We start from the raw sequence: 20,527 nt of genomic DNA, 5'->3' as shown, positions 1-20,527 counted from the left end.
AGCACGACATGCTGAGTTTCTTTGAACGGCTGGTCGATCCCTACCCGGATCAGCCCGAATCGGTGCCGACGCCCCAGCTTTGGCCCTTTATCCTGCACTACTCGCGTCCCTTCGCCGGGCTGCTGCTGTCCATGGCGCTGGTCACCGCCCTCGTATCCGCCGCCGAGGTGGTGTTCTTTACCGCCATGGGCGAGCTGGTGGACTGGCTGGCCGAGGCGGATCGAACCGGCTTTGTCGATACTCACCTGATGCCGCTGGTGGGGTTGGGGGTGGCGGTGTTGGTGGGGTTGCCGCTGCTGGTACTGGTGCTGTCTCTGATCACCCATCAAGGCATTTTCGGCAACTATCCAATGCTGGGGCGCTGGCTATCTCACCGCTTGATGTTGAACCAGAGCCTATCGTTCTTTCATGACGAGTTCGCGGGACGGGTGTCCCAGAAGGTCATGCAGACCGCCCTGGCCATGCGTGAGACGGTGACCAAGCTGCTCGATATGCTGGTGTATGTGCTGGTCTATTTTACCGGCGCATTGGTGGTGCTGGGCAGCGCAGAGCCCTGGCTGATGGTGCCGCTGCTGGTGTGGTTGGGAGGCTACCTGGGGTTGATGCGCTGGTTCATTCCGCGGTTGCGTCGGGTGTCGATGGCCCAGGCCGACGCCCGGGCGGTGATGACGGGACGGGTCGTGGACAGCTACAGCAACATCCAGACCATCAAGCTGTTTGCCGATGACGGCGCCGAGCAGGCCTACGCCCGGGAGGCGATGGATGGCTTCATGGACACCGTGCATCGGCAGATGCGGTTGGCGACGGGACTGTCGGTAGCGCTGACGGTGCTTAACACCATGCTGCTGGTGGCCATGGCCGCGCTGGTGGTGCTGGCCTGGTACCACGAATGGGTATCACTCGGAGTGACCGCCGTCGCCATTGGCCTGGTCATGCGAGTGCGCTCCATGTCGGATTGGATTCTGTGGGAGGTGGCAGGTCTATTCGAGAACATCGGTACCGTGCAGGACGGCATCAACACCCTGTCGAAGGTCCCTGAGGTGCAAGACCGGCCTGGCGCTCCCCGGCTTGTGGTGTCTCGAGGCAAGATTGTGTTCGACCACATCACCTTTGGCTATGCGCGGGGACAGCTGCCTGGACGCAAGGTATTCGATGGCTTCGAGCTGCAGATCGCTCCGGGTGAGAGAGTCGGCATCATCGGTCGTTCGGGTGCGGGCAAGTCGACGCTGGCATCGCTGCTGTTGCGATTTCACGATGTCCAGGATGGACGAATCCTGGTGGACGATCAGGACATTGCCGGCGTCAGTCAGTCGTCACTGCGTCAGCAGATTGGCATGGTGACCCAGGACACCTCGTTACTGCATCGGTCGTTGCGCGAAAACGTGCTGTATGGCAGCCAGCCATGTAGCGAGGAACGCCTGTGGCAGGCATTGCGTCAGGCGCATGTGCATGAGTTCCTTAATGAACTGGTCGATCCGCAGGGACGGCGCGGGCTCGATGCGCAAGTGGGAGAGCGTGGTGTGACGCTGTCTGGCGGCCAGCGCCAGCGGATTGCGATCGCCCGGGTGCTGTTGAAGGATGCTCCCATCCTGGTGCTGGACGAGGCCACATCCGCGTTGGATTCAGAGGTGGAGTCGGCGATTCAGGAACAGCTCTATACGTTGATGGAGGGCAAGACGGTCATCGCGATTGCGCATCGCCTGTCCACCATCGCGATGCTGGATCGACTCGTGGTGATCGACAGGGGACGCATTGTCGAGATGGGAGATCATCACAGCTTGCTGGCCCAGGACGGGCTATACGCCTCGCTGTGGCAACGCCAGGTCGGAGGGTTTCTGGGGGAGTAATCCTCGTTGTGCTTTGGCGGTTTTCCTGCATTTTCTTAGCTGATAACTTCGCTATATGTGCGCCAAGTCAACGTCTTGGCTACCATTCGTGTGATACTGGACAGCTATTTCAACCGCCAGCGGAGATGACCTATCCCATGAAGGCTTCTGAGAGTGCTCATGGCCTGCACCGACAACGTCATGAGCGCTCTGGCGGACGGGGTGAAGCCCGCTGGTGGCGTCGGTGACAGGCAGGCGCGCTACAGCAGAAGGCCACGCTGAGCCTGAGTCCCGACCAATGTCGCCCCAAGGGCAGCGGCGGCGTCTTGCCGTCGCGATTTATGTCGTTGCTCTGATGGTGTTGGTGGTGACGCTGGCCGGTTCCTTGCGAGCGCAATACCTAAGCGAGCTCGAACGGACCGACCAGCGTCTGCTGGCGCGCGTGAGTGTAGTAGAAGCCCTTGTCAGTGGCGCCTTCGACACGGTGTCCAGCACGCTATCTGGAATTCTCACCCTCGACGATGCCCTCGACGGTGTGGATGCAGGCTACTCTCGAGATGCCTTGCTGACCGAGCGGGCTGCGCAATTATCCTTGGTCGATAGCCTGATGATGGCTCCGCTGTCCTTACCTCAAGAGTCGGCGCTGGCCAATGGGTGGCTTCCCCTCGATAGCTTTCATCAACACCTGGCAGCGCTGGCCCCTGGAGACACCTTGATCTCCCCCTTGCACCGGACAGCGCGTGCCGATGGTTTCCGGGTGACCGTAGCGCAGCGCGGTGTCTCACCGACCTCATCGCAGCACGTGGCCCTGGCGCTGGTGGATCCGCAGCCGTTGGCCGAACTGATCGCAGGCCTGGGGCTGGTGGATGGTGAAAGCATTGCACTGGTGGATAGCGCCTCGCGTCTGCTGGTTCGCGTACCCCATGTGGCGCTGGCGACAGGTGAGGTGGTTCCCCGGGTGGAAGCACCGCTGTTGACGGCGAACACCCCTGACACACTGCGCTTCCGTGAAGTCTCTCATCTGGATGGCCAGGCACGCTTCTTTTTGGCTCGCCGGGTCAACGGGATGCCGCTATGGCTGGTGGTGGGGCAAACGACCGATGAGGTGTTGGCAGGTTGGTATCAGCGGCTGTGGTCGCTGCTGGCGTTGGCCGCTCTCTTGGCTCTGAGCGGTGGATGGCTGTTGCGCCATATGTTGGCACAGTGGCGTGTCCAGGCCGAGCTGCGCGGGGAGGTGGTCGAGCGTCAGCGGGCAGAGCAGGCGTCACATCGGCGAGAAAATCGCCTACAGGCGTTGATCAAGTCCATGCAGGATGTGGTGATGGTGTTGGATGGAAGAGGGGTCTTCACCTTCGTCCATGCCGGTGATGAAGGGCTGTTGATGGCTCCTGTCGAGCAGCTGATCGGACGCCATTACACGGACGTTCTACCTGAGGACATTGCGGCACGACTGCGGAGTACTCTTGCATCGAAGATCGACAGCGGCGAGGCCCATCGGCTTGATTATAGCTTGAGCCTTAATGGCGAGCGCCATGAGTTCAGCGCGTTGATCAGTCCGCTGTTCAGTGACACTGGGGTCCATGATGGGACCTTGATGGTGGTGCGTGATGTCACTCAGGATCGCATGTTGCAAGCACGCATGAGCATTGCCGCGGTGGCCTTCGAGACCCACCTGGGAATGATGATCACGGATGCAGCTGGCGTGATTCTCAACGTCAATCAGACGTTCACCGAGATCACCGGATACACCGAGAGCGAAATGAGAGGTCAGCGTCCCGGCATTCTGCGTTCAGGACGACACGATGAGCATTTTTATCGTGAGATGTGGTGCCAGATAAGAGAGTACGGGGTGTGGCAGGGGGAGATATGGAATCGCCGCAAGAGCGGTGAGATCTACCCGCAATGGCTGACCATCAGTAGTGTGCATGACGAGCAGGGGTGTGTGCGCAACTACGTGGCGACCCTTAGCGACATCACCGAACACAAGGCCGCCGAAGAGGAGATTCACAAGCTGGCCTTTTTTGACCCTCTTACTGGCCTTGCGAATCGACGCTTGCTGCTCGATCGCCTGGAAGAGGCATTGGCGTTAAGTCGTCGCGAAAATCACTACGGTGCTCTGCTGATTGTCGATCTTGATAACTTCAAGCAGGTCAACGATATCCTCGGGCATCGTGGTGGTGATGCACTGCTACGCGAGGCCGCCAAGCGCTTCAAGGCGGTACTGCGGGAAAGCGATACGCTGGCTCGTTTCAGCGCGGATGAGTTTATCGTGGTGGCGAGCCACCTGGGGGCCGAGCTGGAAACCGCTACCCGCCTGTCTGAGGTCATCGCCAGCAAGCTGCTATCGACGCTGGAAACGCCGATGTGGATCGAGGGGCGACCCATGACCCTCACCGCCCGTGTTGGCATCAGTCCGTTCCGTGATGAGGTGTCCAAAGAGCGTCAGATGCAGCAGGCAGATATGGCACTTTTCCACGCCAAGTCGCGCGCCGTGACGCCAGTGTGCTTCTTCGACCCGGGCATGCAGCAGCGAATGCAGCAACGCGCCCAGCTCTACGAAGATCTGGTCGGAGCGATCGATCGTGGAGAGCTCTATCTGGCCTATCAAAAGCAAGTCGACGAATACGACCGCTTGACTGGAGTCGAAGCGCTGTTGAGGTGGCAGCATCCTCAGCGCGGGATGGTGCCCCCTGCCGAGTTCATTCCCCTGGCCGAGGAACGCCCACTGATTCAGGAGCTCGGACTCTGGGTGATCGAACAGGCCTGCTTGACTCTGGTGTCCTGGCAACAGGCACAGGGCGATATCGCGGCGCAGCCAGCGGGAACAGAGCCAGGGGAGACAACGAGCGCGGCAGTCACGCAAGGTGCGAGAACAACGGGCTCAGATGCAGCAAAGAAGACGCCGTGTCCCAGCGTGTCGGTCAATGTCAGCCCCAGGCAGTTTCAGGATCCGGGCTTTGTGGCCAGGGTCAGCGACATCCTGGCCCGTACCAAGGCGCCTGCCGAGCGACTCAAGTTCGAAGTGACCGAGACACTGTTTGTCGGGGACCGTGACGGCGTCGAGCGCACCATGAGACAGCTCAAGGCACTGGGGGTGACCTTTGCGCTGGATGACTTTGGCACCGGTTACTCATCGCTGGCCTACCTGAAACGCCTGCCCTTGGACGAACTGAAGGTAGATCAGTCGTTCGTTCGCGATGTCCTCGACAATGCCACCAGCTCGGCCATCGTGGCCAGTACCATTGCCCTGGCGCGCAGTCTCGGGCTCGATGTGATCGCCGAGGGGGTGGAAACCCTTGAGCAACGTGACTGGTTGATTCAGCATGGCTGCCATCGTTTCCAGGGCTACCTCTACGGCCAGCCAGCGCGCATATCGGAGCTGAGCCTTACCGTGTTGTAGCCGTTCTATCGCCGGTACTATCGCAAACCCTATCGCCAGCCCTATCGCCGGTGTTGTGTTGAACCATGATGGAGCCATGATGACAGCGCCATTCTTTATCGATGCCTGGTCGTTCACCCATGGGCGGCGCCAGCTGCCTGAGCCCGCACCAGGCCCCCTCGAAGTGGGCGCCTGGTACCACTTTCAGCGGGATGTCGAGGAGACGTATCACCGGCTGGAACAGGCCGGTATCCCGGAGTCCGCAATTGACGGTGTTCTGGCCGAGGACACACGACCACGCTTTGAGTCACTGGGCGATGGCAACTTTCTGTTGATCTTGCGGGGCGTCAACCTCAACGCAGGCGAGCAGCCGGATGACATGCTCAGTATTCGCATCCTGCACTACAACGGGGTGCTGATCTCGACCCGCAAATTGCCCTCCCGTGCCATCGCCGACATTCGCCATGACCTGGAACAGGACACCGGCCCGGATGATCTAGGAGCGGTGGTGGTGGAGATCATCGAGAAGCTGCACCAGCGGATCGAAGATTTTGTCGAACCCTTCGATGCCATTATCGCGTCACAGGAAGAAGCACGCGAGACCGACAATAGTGTGCTGATGGCGCTCAACAAGCGCCTGATCAAGCTGAGACGCTTCCTCAAGCCCCAGCGTTATGCCCTGGAGGCCATGATCGACAACTTGCCGCCATTGCTGGGCGACGATCGCTTTGACCTGGCCAATGGACGAGACACCATTCAACGCATCAACGAGTCGGTGGATTTCTATCTCGAGCATGTGGGGATGGTGCAGCAGTACCAGGCTCACCAGCACACGGAGAAGGTCAATCGCAACACCTACCTGCTCTCGATCATCTCCGGCGTGTTCCTGCCCATCAGCTTTCTCACCGGGCTGCTTGGGGTCAATATTGGCGGCATGCCCGGTGTCGATAGCCCGCTGGCCTTCGCGCTGTTCTGCATCTTCATGGTCGTGCTTGTCGCGGTCGAGATGGTCGTGCTCAAGCGCTGGCGCTTTATCTAGTCGATGGGCTAGCCGGGGCTGAGGCTGGCCTGTTCAGGGTATCCCGCGGGACACGCCGCAGGTGGCTTTCTGTCTTGCCCCCTGGCAGGGCGGCGATCAAGTCGGCGGCGTGCAGCAGGCGCGGCAGATCAATGTCGCTGACCAGACCACCGCCCTGCAGGGCATAGACCAGATCCTCGCTGGCGGTGTTGCCGGTGGCTCCAGGGGCGAAAGGACAGCCACCCAGCCCACCGCTGGCCGCGTCCAGTGCGGTGGCGCCCTGAGCCACCGCGGCCAGCGCGTTGGCAACGCCCATGCCAAAGGTATCGTGGCCATGGAAGGCCCAGGCCAGCGTCGAGGAGCGGTGACGTTCCGTCAGCTGGGTGAAGTGGTCCGCTACCTGGTAGGGCGATGCCCGCCCAGTGGTGTCACACAGCGCGACCTCCAGCGGCACATCGCCAATGATCGCTAGCGCCCGCTCCAGCACGTCATCCACCTGTTGCCAGCGGATCGTGCCGTCGAAGGGGCAGTCGAAGCAGGTGCCCAGACCCAGGCGCAGCGTGGTATTGCCCTTGGCCCGCAGCGCCTCGACCACCCGGGAAAGCCCTTCAAGGGATTGCTCCACCGTTTGGCGCACGTTGTTGAGGTTGTGCGCCTCTGACACCGACACCACGTAGACCAGTTCATCCAGGTCATGGGCCAGGGCCAGTTCCGCGCCCTTGAGGTTGGGCACCAGGGCGGAGAAGCGCACGTCCTTGCGATGTGCGAAGGCGTGAATCAATTCGCTGGTATCTGCCATCTGAGGAATGGCGCGAGGACTCACGAAGGAGCCGATTTCCATGCGCGTGATGCCGGCATCGAGCAGCGCCTGGATCACCTGAATCTTGCGCTCGGTGGGCAAGGGTTCGGCAATCGATTGGAAGCCATCGCGGGGCGCGACTTCGACCAGTTCGACAGCGGCGGGTGTAGCAGTCATGACGATTCTCCAGAGTGTTCAAGGGCAGAAGGGGATGGCTGGTCAGCGATCGGCTGATCGGGAGGCGGCAGCGGTCCGCCGCGACCCATGCTGGCTAGCGTGTCGATCAGAAACTGCAGCCCCAGCGCGGTGAAGCCGATGGGGAGCAAGGCGTAGGGCAGCACCATGGGCGTGCCGAGAGAGCTTGAGACCCGCTCGCCGTATTCGAAGGCTTGATACGCCATCAGCCCCCCACGCCAGGCAAGAATGGCGCAGAAGATGACGCCCGCAAGACCCGTAAGGACCTCCAGCCAGCGGCGAACCGCTTGGGGCAGCTTGTCCTTGAAGAAGGTGATGCGTATATGGGCATCGAAGCGCTGGGCCTCGGCGGCGCCCATGACGGCCAGATAGACCAGCAGGAAGGAGTTGATCTCCAGGCTCCAGTGAGTGGGGGCGGCGAAGGCGTAGCGCATCAGGGTGTCGTAGCAGATGGACACCATCATGAAGACCAGCACCAGCATGGATGCCGCCCGCAGCAAGGTGAGTACCCTGTCCCAGCCCAGACGAACCAATGTCAGAGCAAGTGTGTTCATGTGTTGTCGTTCTCCTTCCGATGACCCCAGGCGCTCACGACTGTCCCAGCGCCAGCTGAATGGCGCGTTCTCCGATGTCTTCACCCACCTCGCCTTTCCAGTGATCCCAGACCTTGTGGGTGGTTTCGTTGAAGGCCGCCAGGTCCTCCTCGGTGGGCGCGATGACCTCGACGTTCTCGGCGCGCACCTGGGGCCAGTAGTCATTGGGGTAAATGTCGTCATTGCAGTGGTGGATGAAGTTGTCGTCGTACCAGCGTGCGGCGTCAGTCAGCAGGTTCCGGCTGTCGTTATCCAGCGCGTCCCAGCGATCTCGCAGCATGAAAGGGGCGACCGAAAAGCCGGTGATGGGCAGCTGGTAGCACACGTCGACCTGCTCCTGAAGGCTGCGCCCGATGATGGTCGAAATGTTGAAGACCCCCGCATCCACGGTGCCGCGCTGCAAGGCCATATACGTCTCTGAAGAGGGAATTCGCACGGCGCCGATATCGTAGGCCTCCAGCGCTGAGGTGGCCTCGAAACTGACGACGCGCACCTTCTTGCCACGAATATCGTCTAGCTGACGCACTGCGTGCTGCTGGGTGCTCCAGATGTATTCCGGCTCGAGAATCCCGCCGCCCGAGGACAGCATGTAGAGGTTCTCCTTGGCCAGCTGTTCGTTGATCAGCTCGAACAGTGGGCTGCCAAGGCGAAGGCGCTCCGGGTGTCGGTACAGCTCCCCGACGACGCCGGGCAAGCCAGTGATGCCAAGAATGGGGAGAGAGCGGGTGATGTAGGAGGTGGTATGAAACATGAAATCGATCGTGCGCGAGCGCAGCGCCGGAAGCTGCTCGTCGGCCTTGAGCAGCTGGCCCGAATCATAGAAGTCCACCTCCAGGACGTCGCCCCCGTTGTTGCTCAGGTAGTCAACGAATCCTGCCGACCCGTAGGTCAAGGCCTTGTAGGACGGTGGCAGATAGGTGACGCCGGTGAAGGTCGTGGCGGCCTGGGCGCGCCGTGTCATGAGCGCCTGGGGCCCCAGCAGTGCGGTACCGGCTCCGGCGAGTGCGGTGGTCTTCAGCAGTTGGCGGCGAGTCAGTGTCATGGGAACGTGTCCTCTTATCATTGTCGTTGTCGTTGCTTCAGCGGTTGCTTGGCTCTTGGGCAGAAGTGTTGTTTGAGGCTTGTCTGGTCAGTGCATCAGGCCGGGTAGCCATAGGCTGATGCTGGGAAACATGACGAACAGCATCAGCACGATGAACTGCACCGCGACAAAGGGCAGCGCACTCTTGATGATTTCCTCGACGGATAGCTCGGGGCAGACGCCTCTGAGCGCGTAAAGATTAAGGCCCACCGGCGGTGTGATGACCGCGATCTCCAGGTTCAGCACCATGACGATGCCGAACCACAGCGGGTCATAGCCCATGGCCTGAATCAGCGGCAGCAGCACAGGGGTGGTCACCACGATCAGGGACACCGCATCGACAATCATGCCGAGCAGGATCAGCAGCAGCATGATGGCCAGCATGATCGCCCAGTCAGGCAGACCAGACACCGTCAGTGACTCGGTCAAAAGCTGTGGCACGCGGACCATGTTGAGATAGTCGCCGAAGATCTTGGCGCAGCCGATAATCAGCAGAATGGCGCCGCTGATGCGTGCCGTACTGGCGAGAATCCTGGCGAAGGAGGCCCAGGACAGGCAGCGGAACACCAGCGCAGCGATGAGTAGGGCCCCAAAGGCACCAATCCCCGCGGCTTCGCTGGGGGTGGCCAATCCCGAGTAGATCGACCCCAGCACGACCAGCACAAGTAATGCGGCATGCCAGATATGGGCGAGACTGTACCAGCGTTCTCGCCAGCTGAAACGCTGCTCGACGGCGGGCGCCTCTGCAGGCCTGAGGCTTACCCGCACAAAGATGAAGAGTGACAGGGCCAGCGCCAGTACGACGCCTGGCACGATGCCGCCAATGAACAGGTCGGCGACCGACACGCTGGCCACGGCGCCATAGATGATGAAGGGAACGCTCGGTGGAATCAGCATGGCCAGGGCGCCAGCGCTGACGACCGCTCCAGCCGCTAACGAACGGCTGTAGCCACGTTCGAGCATCTGGGGCACGGCGATGGAGCCGACCGCTGCCACCCCCGCCAGACTGACTCCCGACACGGCACCGAAGACCGCAGAAGCGCCCACTGATGAAATGGCCAGGCTGCCCCTGAGCCAATGCAGCCACGCCAGGGCCGCGCGGAACAGATGGCTGCCTACCGGCGTTGCCCCCAGCAGGTTGCCCATGAGGATGAACAGGGGCAAGGCAATCAGCTCGAACGCATTGAGCTGACCAAACAGTGATGAAGGGGCGAAGAAGAACGCCATGGAGCCGCGGGCCATATAGAGGCCCGCGAGGCCAGCAAGCCCGAGTGAAAGAAAGATCGGGATGCCAAAGGCAATCAGCGCAATCAGCAGCGCCAGCACGATGATGGGTTCCATTCAGAGGCCTCGTTGTTGTTGTAGCCTGTTGCCGGCACTGACGAGCAGCAGCGGCTTAGGGAAACACGGCATAAATGCCTGCGCCGCTCGGCTGATGACGTCAGCGCTCCCTCAGATGACCCCGTCTCTACGCAGCTGGTCGATATCGCCTGACGCCATCGACAGCCAGTCTTCCAGTATGGTGTCGGTGTGCTCGCCCAGGGCGGGACCAACATGGCGGACCTGGCCAGGAGTCGCCGACAGACGAGGAAAGACATTCTGCATGGGCAGCGGTTGGCCGTTGCGGTCAGGCACGTCGACGATGGAGCCGCGCTCACGGATGTGCTCGTCCTCCAGCATGTCCTTGGCGGTATACACGAGACCGGCGGGCACACCTGCCTCGGCCAGCAGGTCGACGATGTGCTGGGCATCGTGGCGGGACGTCCAACCGGCGATCAGCGCATCGATGGCCTGCTGGTTGTCGCCTCTGGCACGATGGTCGACGTAGTCGGGGTGGTCTGCCAGTCCTGGCTGGCCCATGGCCTGGCACAGCCTGCGGAAGACGGTGTCCTGATTGGCGCCGATGATGACGTCACGTCCATCCCTGGCGGGGTAGGCGTTGGACGGCGCAATCTTGGGCAGGAAGCTGCCGGCGCGTTCGCGAATCTTACCGGCCCTGGCGTAATCGGGTATCAGGCTTTCCATCATCGCCATCACCGCTTCGAAGATGGCGCTGTCCACCACCTGGCCCTGCCCGCTGCGCTCGCGCTGGTGAAGGGCGAGCAGCGCGCCCATGGCGCCTTGGACGCCGGCCAGGGTGTCCCCCAGCGAGATACCTACCCGGACCGGCGGACGATCGGGATAACCGCTGATGTAACGCAGGCCGCCCATGGCCTCGCAGACAGCGGCAAACCCTGCCCGTGAGGCATAGGGGCCATCCTGGCCGAAGCCGGTGACCCGCACCATGATCAACCCAGGGTTATCCGCAGACAGGCTGTTGTAGTCGAGCCCCCAGCGCTCCATGGTGCCTGGACGGAAGTTCTCGATCAGCACGTCGGCCTCTGCCGCCAGGCGCTTGAGCAGGGCCTGACCTTCGGGCTTGCGCAGGTCCAGCGTGAGCGACTGCTTGTTGCGCGCGATCACGTTCCACCACAGCGGCTCGCCGTTGGCGTCGGTCTGGCCCCATTGGCGCATGGCGTCACCCTTGCCCGGTGGCTCGATCTTGACCACCTGGGCGCCGAAGTCGGCCAGGATCTGGCCGCAGGTCGGGCCGGCAATCAACTGTCCTAGTTCCAGCACCTTCAGGTCATCGAGAGGCAGGTTGGCGATGAGGTCTTTCATGGCGGAGTCCGTAGGTAGAGGTTCAATGGGGCGCGTTACCTGGCCGTGTCAGGCGACGTGACGATAGTGGTATGCAATTCGCGGGCGGCGAGCAGGTGGGCTCGCATCACGTTCTCGGCCCAAGCGGCATTGTCTGCCGCGATGGCGGTCAGCATTTCCCGGTGATGCTGCATGCTGCGATGCAGGGCCTCGCGGTCGTAGCTCGCGAAGTTGCGGCGGATGATCGAGGTTCGCACGACACTCTCGAGCATCTGGGCCAGTCGCTGATTGCCGCTGGCCTGAATCAACAGCCGATGAAAGCAGTGATTGAGCGAGGCAAGCTCACTGTGCTCCGCGCCGCCGAGTGGTCCCTGTGTCAGCGCTTCCATGCGAGTTGCCAGGTCCTTCAGTTGGGTCATGGTCGCGGGATCCATGCGCCTGGCCGCCAGGCCGACGGCCATGGGCTCCAGGACCAGGCGCAGCTCGAAGACCTCCCGGGCATCGTCTGCGGTCCATTCGCTGACCCTGGCGCCCTGATGGGGAATCGCCTCGAGCCAGCCTTCAGACACCAGTTCGCGCAGCGCCTCTCTGACTGGAGTGCGACTGACCGCCAGCTCTCTGGCTACCGCCGCCTCACGAACGAACTGGAGGGGACGATAGGTCCCGTCGAGAATTCGCTGCTTGATGGCCTCATGGACCTGGGCGGTGGCCGTGGGGCCGGGCGTGGCGGTGCTGTGGTCGGTAGACGTCACGGCGCTTCTCTCACATTGCATGCAATAACAAGGGTAGCGGCTAACATCAGCGCCTGAAGTTAGACTTTGGAACGAAATTGCATGCAACCTGCGTCAACTATGGGCAGGAACGGGCGAGGACGAGCTGAAGGCGTGGGCGGACAGGTAGGGGCAAACAGGGGAAAGCAGGGGAAAGCAGGGCAGCACAAGATAGCCGCAGCGAGGGGGCGCTGATGATCAGGCCCCACCGCGGTCAGCGACCTGCGTCAACGATGCGCGGCGAACAGGCTGTCGGCCAGGTAGCGCTTGTCGAACTGTCCGGCGTCAGCCAGGGCGGCCGGATCCGGCAGCAGCAGACGATGTCTGCTGCGATGGATAAGGCCTTCCTCGTCCAGTGCAGTAAAGGTGCGGCTGACATGTACCGGACTCAAGCCCAGCACATCGGCCAGCATTTCCTGCGACAGAGGCAGGCGCAGGGCATGGTCCTGTTGTCGTCCTGCGGTCTTGGCCAGGCGTTCATACATTTCCATGATGAAGTGTGCGAGCTTCTGACGAGCGCTGCGGCGCGACAGGTTGACCAGGCGTTCCGTCAGCAGCACCTGCTGTCGGCTGGCCATGGCGAACAGGATGGCGGTCAGGTTGGGTGACTGGCGAAAGATGTCGTCGAGTCGATCATGGGGAAAGCGGCAAACCACTCCATCCTCGATCATGCGTACGCCGGTCAGGCGCTGATGAAAGGCGTACTCCCTTAGCCCGATCACGTCCCCGGGAAGGTAAACCTCGAGAATCTGGCGCGATCCATCTTCCAGCTGTCGATAGGAGTAGGCCCAGCCTTCGCTCAGCGTCAGGAAGTCGTTGGCAGGATCTCTCTCTTCCCAGAGTTGCGAGCCTGCGGTCACGTCCAGAGGGGACTTTTCCAGTGCTTCCACCAACTGCTGGTCATGCTCGCTCAAGCTGCGGTAATAACGAAAGTGTCTGACGATGCAGCTGTCCTTGGACGGCACGGCAAGGCTCCTTGAGGTGTGATCGTGACGCAGATGAATCCTGTGGTTACGTTAACCCAGGTTATGTCGGGGCGGTAGTCGTGGGCGCAGGATGGACGAGCTGTCGTAGGGATTCCCTCAGCATCACCCGGTCTGCGCTCGATACTGCCTTGAACGGCGGTGCCGAGCATCCCGTGGGCGAGGGAGCTTCCTCCCACTCTCCACCGAAAGGAAAGCATCATGCATATCGGCGACACCCTGCGGATCCGTCGCGAGCTCGTGATGGTCGCAGATGACCAGCTCGTGTCCGGCAATACGGCAGACATCATTGATACATCAGGCCTTAGCCCGGACGACCACCAGGATCCCTTACCCCGCTATCGCGTGTTGATCGACGACGTTGGCGAGCATGAGTGCTCGTGCACCATCCTTGATCGCCTCACGTAATGCTCTTTTGAGGTTGGGGCCAAGCCCTGGCGTGCCGTTGCGGCACGCTCGTGCATCCAAGCGGTAGGTCTCCCTCGTCGGCCAGTGCCGGCGAGGTGGCGATGTCTTTAGAGAGGCTTCGTTGGCCAGGATCCAGCGCGCACAATCTTTCTTCACTCACTCCCACACCCTCATTCCTTCGCTCTGATTCCCTCATCCTCGTTCCCTCATTCTCCTTCCCTAGGCTTCTTTTCTTCACCATCTTGTGCTGAATCGGAAGGTGGCTGATAGTGCTCGGGAAGGCGTCTTGCCTTCGCATTGGGCTCTGTTCTGGCGGGAGGGAAGGCATGTTCGACTGGGTGGCATCACCCGAGGCATGGATTGCGCTGGGCACGTTGACGGCGCTAGAAATCGTGCTCGGCATCGACAATATCATCTTCATTTCGATACTGGTGGGACGCCTGCCGAAGCATCAGCGCCAGCGCGCCAGGATGCTGGGGCTGGGACTGGCGATGGGGGCACGCATTGCGCTTTTGCTATCGCTGGCTTGGGTGATGAGCCTGACGGCACCCCTGTTCACGATACTGGACGTGGAGATATCGGGGCGTGATCTGGTGCTGTTGCTGGGTGGGCTGTTCCTGCTGGCAAAGAGCACTCACGAGATTCATGCGGCGGTGGAAGGTGCCGGCGACACTTCCGCGACCAAGGCCGCGGCGTCCAGCATGGTGGCAGTGCTGGCGCAGATTGCAGTGATCGACATAGTGTTTTCGCTGGACTCCGTCATCACCGCAGTGGGCATGGTCGACCATGTTCCGGTCATGGTCATTGCGATAGTGGCGGCCGTGGGTGTGATGATGGTGGCCGCCAAAGGGATAGGGGAATTTGTTGATCGTCACCCGACGATCAAGATGCTGGCACTGAGCTTTCTCATTCTGATCGGCGTCATGTTGGTGGCCGAGGGGCTCGGCTTCCATATTCCGAAAGGCTACATTTACTTCGCCATGGCCTTCTCGGTCACCGTCGAGATGCTCAATCTCAAGATCCGCGCAAGGAACCAGCGGTCAGGCCAGAAGGACGTTCCTTCCGACGGCTGAGCCCGCAGCGAGAGACCGGGTACAGGCGTCGACATGCTCAGCCGCCGCTGGCTCGCACGAACAGCAAGCGCCTTGCTGTTCGTGCTGAGTGGGCGCTAGGACTCCTAGCGCAGCCGTGTCAGACCCTCCTGGGCACTGGAGGCCACCAGCTCGCCCTTGCGGTTGTAGATGCTGCCGCGGGCGAGGCCTCGCGCCCCTCCTGCCCAAGGGCTGTCCATGTCGTACAATAGCCAGTCGTTGACGACGACGTCCTGATGGAACCAGAGCGAGTGATCGAGACTGGCGATCTGCAGTGAAGGATCGCCAAAGCGAATACCGTGTGGAACCAGCGACGTGGTCAGCAGATTGAAGTCCGAGCTGTACGCCAGCAGGTAGCGGTGCAGGGCGGCGTCATCGGGAAGCTCGCCACGCAGGCGGAACCACAGTCGCTTGCGCGCAGGCTGCCCCTTCTCAGCGCTGTCCTCGACGTGGCGAAACTCGATGGGATGACCGGGGAATCGCAGTATCGCATCGCTGGCGTCCGGCTCGCTGATATCGAGGCTGGGCATGCTGGCCTGATGGCTGAAGCCGTCTTCACGGCCGTGGAAGGACGCACTGCAGAAGAAGATGGGGCGGCCTTTCTGAATAGCGGTGATGCGACGAGTGGTGAAGCTGCCGCCGTCGCGCACGCGGTCGACCTGGTAGACCACCGGCATGGAAGCGTCACCCGGGCGCAGGAAGTAACCGTGCAACGAGTGCACTTGGCGCTCAGGATCGACCGTCTGAGTGGCCGCGGACAGGGCTTGCCCAAGCACCTGTCCACCAAACAGCTGAGGCAGTCCCAGGTCCTGGCTACGGCCCCTGAACAGGTTCTCCTCCAGCATTTCCAGGCCCAGCAGGTCAACCAGGCCCTTCAAGGCGTCGGACATTCGCGTATCCTCCATGAGCCGGCTTGGAACCGGCCTGTCGATGACCGCTGCGACAAGGTGTTCTTCGCCGCGGCGATCAGAAATCAGTAATGTGCTTGTTGACCAGTTTACGGGAGAGACCCATCTTGCGCAGTGATGAATTCTATATGCACCGAGCGCTTGAGCTGGCCGAACAGGCGGGGCGCGCGGGAGAAGTGCCGGTGGGGGCGATCGTGGTGGATGCCGAGGGAAACATCGTCGGCCGAGGATTCAACTCCCCCGTTTCCCGTCATGATCCGAGCGCCCATGCCGAGGTCCAGGCGCTGAGAGACGCAGGCGTCACGTTGTCCAATTATCGTCTGGAAGGGTGCACGCTGTACGTCACGTTGGAACCCTGCATGATGTGCAGCGGCGCGGTCATTCATGCGCGCATTCGTCGCCTGGTGTATGGCGCCAGCGAGCCACGCTCGGGAATGGTTGAGTCCAAGGCAAATCTGTTGGCCCAGCCCTGGCACTTTCACCGGGTGGAGGTGCAAGGCGGTGTCCTGGCCAGTCGCGCCTCTCGCCTGTTGAAGGCATTTTTCGTGGAGCGCCGCGCCGCGGCTGAACCACACAAGGGGCAGGACGCTAGCTGAGGCCGGTGGCAGGCAACTCAAGTACGTCAGCAGCTGGCGTCAGCCTCCGGGCTCAGCGTGAAGGTCTGTGCTCTCGACAGCTCCCTCGGGGGCGGCGGAGGCGTCCTCCACTCGGTTGCGCCCCATTCGCTTGGCCCGATAGAGTGCCAGGTCCGCTTGATGCAACAGATCCTTGGGCACAACGCGGCCTTGGGCCTGCGTCATCAGGCCAATGCAGACGGTCAGTGGGCGGCCATCGACATGCTGTATGCCGCTGGACTGAACCGCCTCACGCAGCGACTCGGCCCACTCTCTGGCCTTCGCAGCGTCGCCCTGAGGAAGGTAGATGACGAACTCTTCCCCCCGTAGCGGGCGGCGAGTCCCCCCTCGGGCAGTCGTCTACGAACGGTCTCGGCGAAACGCTTGAGCGCTCGATCACCCGCCTGGTGACCTTGCTGGTCGTTGATGCTCTTGAAGTGATCCAGGTCGCACAGCAGCAGGCTCAGCGGCTGCTGTGAGGCGTTTTCCGGCAAGTTCGCCAGAAACTTGCGGCGATTCAACAGTCCTGTCAGGTCGTCATGGTCGGCCAGCCATTCGATGTTTTTCTGCAGTCGCGAACGGCGACGCATCTCGCGACGTAGCTCGATATTGGTGCCGGCGAGCTGATGATGCTGTTGTCGCTGCTGATGACGGCTGTAGAGCAGCTGATACAGCAGCCAGGCCACAACGAAGCCGGCGCACAGAGAGGCGGCCGGGTAGTGCAGCTTGAGTTGGCTGAGCAGCGCGTGGCTGGGGCGAACCTCCAGGCGCAGGGGGTGCGTCAACAGTGTCATGTTGCTGCTGACCGACCAGGGGCCCTCTATATCGGGGCCGGGAAGACGCCACACCGGACGCTTGCCCGCCCACAGTGTGGCCTGCCAGACACGGCCGTCGCGCGCCTCGGCAGGCATAGCTTGGGTGGTCAGCCGGTCCAGATCGAAGGCCAGCCAGATCGTGCCCATTCGCTGGTGGCTGGCGGACGAGCTGACCGGCAGGAAGCTGATAATGCCGCGTGCCCCGTCCGGCAAGGTCAGCACGGAAGAGGCGCTCTCACGGGGGGATGTTGCGGTGTCTGGCGCGTCTGGCATCAGCCGTCCGACATGGCGGGCTGCGTCGCGATCCAGGCCGGTGTGACGTGCGGACTGAAACCGTCTCAACCTGCCCTCTGGGTCTGCCAGGGCGATGAAGGCCAGGTTGGGAAAGTCAGCGAGAAAGGCTCGGGTCTGCGCCTGCCAGCGTAGTGGATCCGGGAGGGCTCCGTCGAGTTCCCAGTCCAGGCGCAGGCGACGCACGGCCAGCAGTTTCTCATTGATCCGAGAGCTGATCTGCTGGGCAAGTCGATCCGACTCGCGCTGGGCTCTGTCCATCAGTTGGTGATTGGCCTCACTTTCCTGCAGGTACCACACCCCCATGGCGGTGCTGGCGATCAGAAAGGCGGGTCCCAGGCCACGCATAATGCTGGATAAGGTGTGGCGCCATCCGGTGGCGACGGTGAGAAACTGGGTGGCCAGCAGCAGGCCAGCGACGGTCAGGCACCATGGTCCGGCCAAGGGTGCGAGGGGGACCATCGCCCCAGGCCACCATTGCAGGTAGGCCAGCATCGCCCAGACCAACGCGGCCAGGGCGTGCATGAGCGGCGTACCGAGACTTGCCCGCGTGCGCAGCAGCAGACTGAGGTTCAAACAGGTCAGCAGCAGGGTATCCAACAGGCTGGGTGGGCTAAAGCCCCAACGTGGAGGCGAGCTGGTGAGCGCCAATGGCTGGTCGAAGAGCGGAGCGGATAGCCATGGCACGGGCAGCAGGTAGCTCGCCAGCACCACCAGCATTATGACCAGAGGGGGCACCAGCAGGCATTGACTGAGCCATAGTCGCTGGCGGTACCAGGCGAGTTGGCCCAGGCCGATCAACAGCGCCAGGCAAAGGGCGGTGCCGGTCGATGAGGCGCCGAAGGCCGTGTCTGACACTACCAGCGTTGCCCACAGTCCTGCTGCAGACAGCGCCAGAGCGACGAACGTCAGCGGAATCCGCAGGGGTTGCATGATGTGGCTCCGGGAAGACATGTCAGATGCTGCTTGTCAGCGCGGCTTGCTGACCTTTCCCGTATTGGCAAATGTGCTTATATCGGCAAATTTCAGCGGTCATGCGCCAATGGTAAGCAACCTAATGTCCTCGTGTCTCTCTAACCCCCGTTTAACCGGCGGCGGCTTGATCCTCGTCAAGCCAGTCGTCTTCATAGGCCGCGATCAACGGGACGTCAGGCGTCGGTCTCTATGCGATTGCGCCCATTGCGCTTGGCACGATAGAGCGCGACGTCGGCGCGATGCAGCAGATCTTCGGGAACCAGAGTCTGGTCGTCGTGGGTCGCGACGCCAACGCTGACCGTCATGGGGCGGCCATCGGCATGTTCTATGCCGCTATGCATCACCGCCTGGCGCAGGGTCTCGGCGATTTCCAGGGCGTTGTCGGCATCATCCCCGACCAGTAGAACCACGAACTCCTCGCCCCCGTAGCGTGCCAGCACGGCATCTGCCGGTATCGCCAGGGCCCCGACTCTGGCGAAGCGGCGCAGGGCCTCATCACCGGCCTGATGGCCCAGCTGGTCGTTGATGCTCTTGAAGTGGTCGATATCACACAGCAGGACCGCCAAGGGACGCCGCTGTCGTTCACGCTGCAGTGTGGTGAGAAATAAGCGTCGGTTCGGCAACAGGGTCAACTCATCGTGGCCGGCGAGCCATTCCACCTCTCGCTGAAGCTGGGTTCGGTGGCGCACTTCACGACGCAATTCCTCGTTGGAGCGGAACATGCTGGTGTGCTGCGCGGACATGCGGTGGTGGCCGAAGACCACCATGTACAGCAGGTAGGCCAGCAGTAATCCAATGCTGAGGCTGGCGGCCGGCTGGCGTGACTGCTGGGCCAGCAGGTACGCCGAGGAGGCGCTGAGCGACACCACCAGTTCGTGACGCCCCACGGCGATGACGCTGTCGTGGGTCCAGGGGCCGGGTGTCTCTGCTATCGGCCAGTCACGGATGACATCGTCGGCAACGGCCAGGCGCATGTGGTTATGCTCCCGGTTCAGGCGCGTTGCGGCGTACAGCTGATCGGCCAGCACCGGCAGGCTGAGCACCATGGCGGCTGCCCCGGTGACCTGCTGGGTGCGGTCACTGATGATGGGAAGGTAGTAGATCATGCCCGGCATTCCCTGCAGCAAGGGCACGACGCCGGTGTGCCCCTCTTCACCCTCGCGCAGCGCCCGTGACAAGGCGTCGATATAGGGGCGGTTAACGTCCAGCGCATTGATCCCGACGATGGCGAGATTGGCGTCGTCCCGGGGGTAGACGTAGCGAATCGTGCCGTCGGGTTCGACGTAGGCAATGTTGAGGAAGTAGGCAAAGTCGCGATGGTAACGTTCTGCCTGGCGCTGCCATTGTGTCGCGGTAGGTTGCACGTCGAGCAGGCTCCAGAAACTGGCAAAGCGACGTACTGCTTCAAGGTGAGCCGTCACCTCGTTGCTCAGTTGCTCCGACAATCGCTCCGTCTCTTCCTGCATCTGGGCCTGCAGGCGGCGATCTTCGTACAGCCGTTGCTGGTGCCACACCAGTATGGTCACCAAAACCAGTGCCAGGGACGGTAACAGACTGCGCAGAATGGCGGGACGGGTATGACGCCAGCCGGCGACGACGCCGCTGAACTGGGCGCCGAGAAGCAGCGTCAGCAGCGCCATGCTGGCGGGGGTGCCCGCAAGATTCTGCGGGGAGTCGGTGTGGCCGTTGAGCACGAGCCACAGCTCGGTGATCAGCAACAGCAGTGACAGTGACTGGAGCAGCGGCGTGGCGAGGCTGGCACGTGTGCGTCCGAGCACTCCTCCGGCCAGCGCCAGCAGAATGAACAGCTCGATCAACGGAGGACGCAGGCTGTCGATACCGCTGACGCCGGGCAGGCGCGCGGCCCAGTGCTCGAGCGTGGCGTAAGGAATCAGTCCCTCGGGCAGCAGGTAGCTGGCCAGGCCCAACAGCAGCACGGCGAGCACCGGCGCCAGACAGACAGCAGACAGACGCACCCCCCGCCAGTACCAGGCGGCTTGCCCCAGGCTCACCGCGAGCAATAGCGACCAACTGGCGATGTAGCTCTGGTCTTGGATCATCACTGGCTTGATGATCAGGCCCGTCGCTGCCAGCACAGCAACCAGCAGGGTGAGGACCAGGGCGATTCGCGACATTGGCAG

At 62.0% G+C, this 20,527-nt stretch carries 15 protein-coding genes and 1 pseudogene; 6 read left to right on the top strand and 10 right to left on the bottom strand.

From position 1 onward, the window contains the following. Window positions 1-8: 8 nt before the first annotated feature. The 3 genes from KUW18_RS02890 (at window position 9) to KUW18_RS02880 (ending at window position 6,244) form a co-directional block, all read left to right on the top strand. On the top strand, window positions 9-1,847 hold the full coding sequence (locus KUW18_RS02890) for an ABC transporter ATP-binding protein (protein WP_222560785.1): 1,839 nt from the start codon (window positions 9-11) through the stop codon (window positions 1,845-1,847). Between the two features lie 277 nt (window positions 1,848-2,124). Then, complete coding sequence (locus tag KUW18_RS02885) at window positions 2,125-5,226, top strand: EAL domain-containing protein (protein WP_222560784.1); 3,102 nt, start codon at window positions 2,125-2,127, stop codon at window positions 5,224-5,226. 76 nt (window positions 5,227-5,302) lie between these two features. Then, window positions 5,303-6,244, top strand: a complete 942-nt coding sequence (locus KUW18_RS02880) for a CorA family divalent cation transporter (RefSeq protein ID WP_222560783.1) — start codon at window positions 5,303-5,305, stop codon at window positions 6,242-6,244. Here the strand turns inward: KUW18_RS02880 and KUW18_RS02875 are convergent. From KUW18_RS02875 to KUW18_RS02845, 7 genes are all read right to left on the bottom strand, one after another. After that, on the bottom strand, window positions 6,237-7,199 hold the full coding sequence (locus tag KUW18_RS02875; protein WP_242520699.1) for a hydroxymethylglutaryl-CoA lyase: 963 nt from the start codon (window positions 7,197-7,199) through the stop codon (window positions 6,237-6,239). The two genes, KUW18_RS02880 and KUW18_RS02875, sit on opposite strands and share 8 nt — an antisense overlap. After that, window positions 7,196-7,771, bottom strand: a complete 576-nt coding sequence (locus KUW18_RS02870) for a TRAP transporter small permease (protein ID WP_206940084.1) — start codon at window positions 7,769-7,771, stop codon at window positions 7,196-7,198. The genes KUW18_RS02875 and KUW18_RS02870 overlap by 4 nt, the downstream gene beginning before the upstream one ends. A gap of 34 nt (window positions 7,772-7,805) precedes the next feature. Beyond that, complete coding sequence (locus KUW18_RS02865) at window positions 7,806-8,852, bottom strand: TRAP transporter substrate-binding protein (protein WP_206940082.1); 1,047 nt, start codon at window positions 8,850-8,852, stop codon at window positions 7,806-7,808. Between the two features lie 87 nt (window positions 8,853-8,939). Next, window positions 8,940-10,232 (bottom strand): TRAP transporter large permease, encoded by a 1,293-nt coding sequence (locus tag KUW18_RS02860; RefSeq protein WP_206940080.1) that lies wholly within the window; start codon window positions 10,230-10,232, stop codon window positions 8,940-8,942. A gap of 111 nt (window positions 10,233-10,343) precedes the next feature. Then, window positions 10,344-11,552, bottom strand: a complete 1,209-nt coding sequence (locus KUW18_RS02855) for a CaiB/BaiF CoA transferase family protein (RefSeq protein ID WP_222560782.1) — start codon at window positions 11,550-11,552, stop codon at window positions 10,344-10,346. A gap of 35 nt (window positions 11,553-11,587) precedes the next feature. Next, complete coding sequence (locus tag KUW18_RS02850) at window positions 11,588-12,283, bottom strand: GntR family transcriptional regulator (RefSeq protein WP_315900634.1); 696 nt, start codon at window positions 12,281-12,283, stop codon at window positions 11,588-11,590. 245 nt (window positions 12,284-12,528) lie between these two features. Continuing rightward, on the bottom strand, window positions 12,529-13,266 hold the full coding sequence (locus KUW18_RS02845) for a Crp/Fnr family transcriptional regulator (protein ID WP_222560780.1): 738 nt from the start codon (window positions 13,264-13,266) through the stop codon (window positions 12,529-12,531). A gap of 219 nt (window positions 13,267-13,485) precedes the next feature. Between KUW18_RS02845 and KUW18_RS02840 the strand changes: the two genes are divergently transcribed. Further along, window positions 13,486-13,692, top strand: coding sequence for a hypothetical protein (locus tag KUW18_RS02840; protein WP_206940071.1), 207 nt, complete (start codon window positions 13,486-13,488; stop codon window positions 13,690-13,692). 326 nt (window positions 13,693-14,018) lie between these two features. Beyond that, window positions 14,019-14,765: a TerC family protein gene (locus KUW18_RS02835; protein WP_222560779.1), complete on the top strand. Its 747-nt coding sequence runs from the start codon at window positions 14,019-14,021 to the stop codon at window positions 14,763-14,765. Window positions 14,766-14,869: 104 nt separating this feature from the next. Here KUW18_RS02835 and KUW18_RS02830 read toward each other — a convergent pair whose 3' ends face one another. Further along, on the bottom strand, window positions 14,870-15,673 hold the full coding sequence (locus tag KUW18_RS02830; RefSeq protein ID WP_222560778.1) for an acyl-CoA thioesterase: 804 nt from the start codon (window positions 15,671-15,673) through the stop codon (window positions 14,870-14,872). A gap of 125 nt (window positions 15,674-15,798) precedes the next feature. Here KUW18_RS02830 and tadA point away from each other — a divergent pair, with 125 nt between their 5' ends. Further along, window positions 15,799-16,287, top strand: a complete 489-nt coding sequence (gene tadA / locus KUW18_RS02825; RefSeq protein WP_222560777.1) for a tRNA adenosine(34) deaminase TadA — start codon at window positions 15,799-15,801, stop codon at window positions 16,285-16,287. A 39-nt stretch (window positions 16,288-16,326) separates the two neighbouring features. Here the strand turns inward: tadA and KUW18_RS19675 are convergent. Next, a pseudogene (locus KUW18_RS19675) lies at window positions 16,327-16,895 on the bottom strand (GGDEF domain-containing protein). A gap of 1,664 nt (window positions 16,896-18,559) precedes the next feature. Continuing rightward, window positions 18,560-20,521 (bottom strand): sensor domain-containing diguanylate cyclase, encoded by a 1,962-nt coding sequence (locus KUW18_RS02810; protein ID WP_222560775.1) that lies wholly within the window; start codon window positions 20,519-20,521, stop codon window positions 18,560-18,562. Window positions 20,522-20,527 lie beyond the last annotated feature (6 nt).

The organism is Halomonas sp. DP5Y7-2 (genome assembly GCF_019802025.1).
Classification (GTDB): Bacteria; Pseudomonadota; Gammaproteobacteria; order Pseudomonadales; family Halomonadaceae; genus Halomonas; species Halomonas litopenaei_A.
The sequence above is the reverse complement of the archived record's forward strand: the minus strand, read 5'-3'. Positions and strand labels throughout refer to the sequence as shown.

What these genes read in the sequence shown, in the direction of transcription:
- KUW18_RS02865 (WP_206940082.1), bottom strand. Translation starts at nt 8,852, where the DNA reads ATGACACTGACTCGCCGCCAACTGCTGAAGACCACCGCACTCGCCGGA.
- KUW18_RS02870 (WP_206940084.1), bottom strand. Translation starts at nt 7,771, where the DNA reads ATGAACACACTTGCTCTGACATTGGTTCGTCTGGGCTGGGACAGGGTA.
- KUW18_RS02835 (WP_222560779.1), top strand. Translation starts at nt 14,019, where the DNA reads ATGTTCGACTGGGTGGCATCACCCGAGGCATGGATTGCGCTGGGCACG.
- KUW18_RS02860 (WP_206940080.1), bottom strand. Translation starts at nt 10,232, where the DNA reads ATGGAACCCATCATCGTGCTGGCGCTGCTGATTGCGCTGATTGCCTTT.
- KUW18_RS02840 (WP_206940071.1), top strand. Translation starts at nt 13,486, where the DNA reads ATGCATATCGGCGACACCCTGCGGATCCGTCGCGAGCTCGTGATGGTC.
- KUW18_RS02810 (WP_222560775.1), bottom strand. Translation starts at nt 20,521, where the DNA reads ATGTCGCGAATCGCCCTGGTCCTCACCCTGCTGGTTGCTGTGCTGGCA.
- KUW18_RS02890 (WP_222560785.1), top strand. Translation starts at nt 9, where the DNA reads ATGCTGAGTTTCTTTGAACGGCTGGTCGATCCCTACCCGGATCAGCCC.
- KUW18_RS02885 (WP_222560784.1), top strand. Translation starts at nt 2,125, where the DNA reads ATGTCGCCCCAAGGGCAGCGGCGGCGTCTTGCCGTCGCGATTTATGTC.
- KUW18_RS02880 (WP_222560783.1), top strand. Translation starts at nt 5,303, where the DNA reads ATGATGACAGCGCCATTCTTTATCGATGCCTGGTCGTTCACCCATGGG.
- KUW18_RS02855 (WP_222560782.1), bottom strand. Translation starts at nt 11,552, where the DNA reads ATGAAAGACCTCATCGCCAACCTGCCTCTCGATGACCTGAAGGTGCTG.
- KUW18_RS02875 (WP_242520699.1), bottom strand. Translation starts at nt 7,199, where the DNA reads ATGACTGCTACACCCGCCGCTGTCGAACTGGTCGAAGTCGCGCCCCGC.
- KUW18_RS02830 (WP_222560778.1), bottom strand. Translation starts at nt 15,673, where the DNA reads ATGTCCGACGCCTTGAAGGGCCTGGTTGACCTGCTGGGCCTGGAAATG.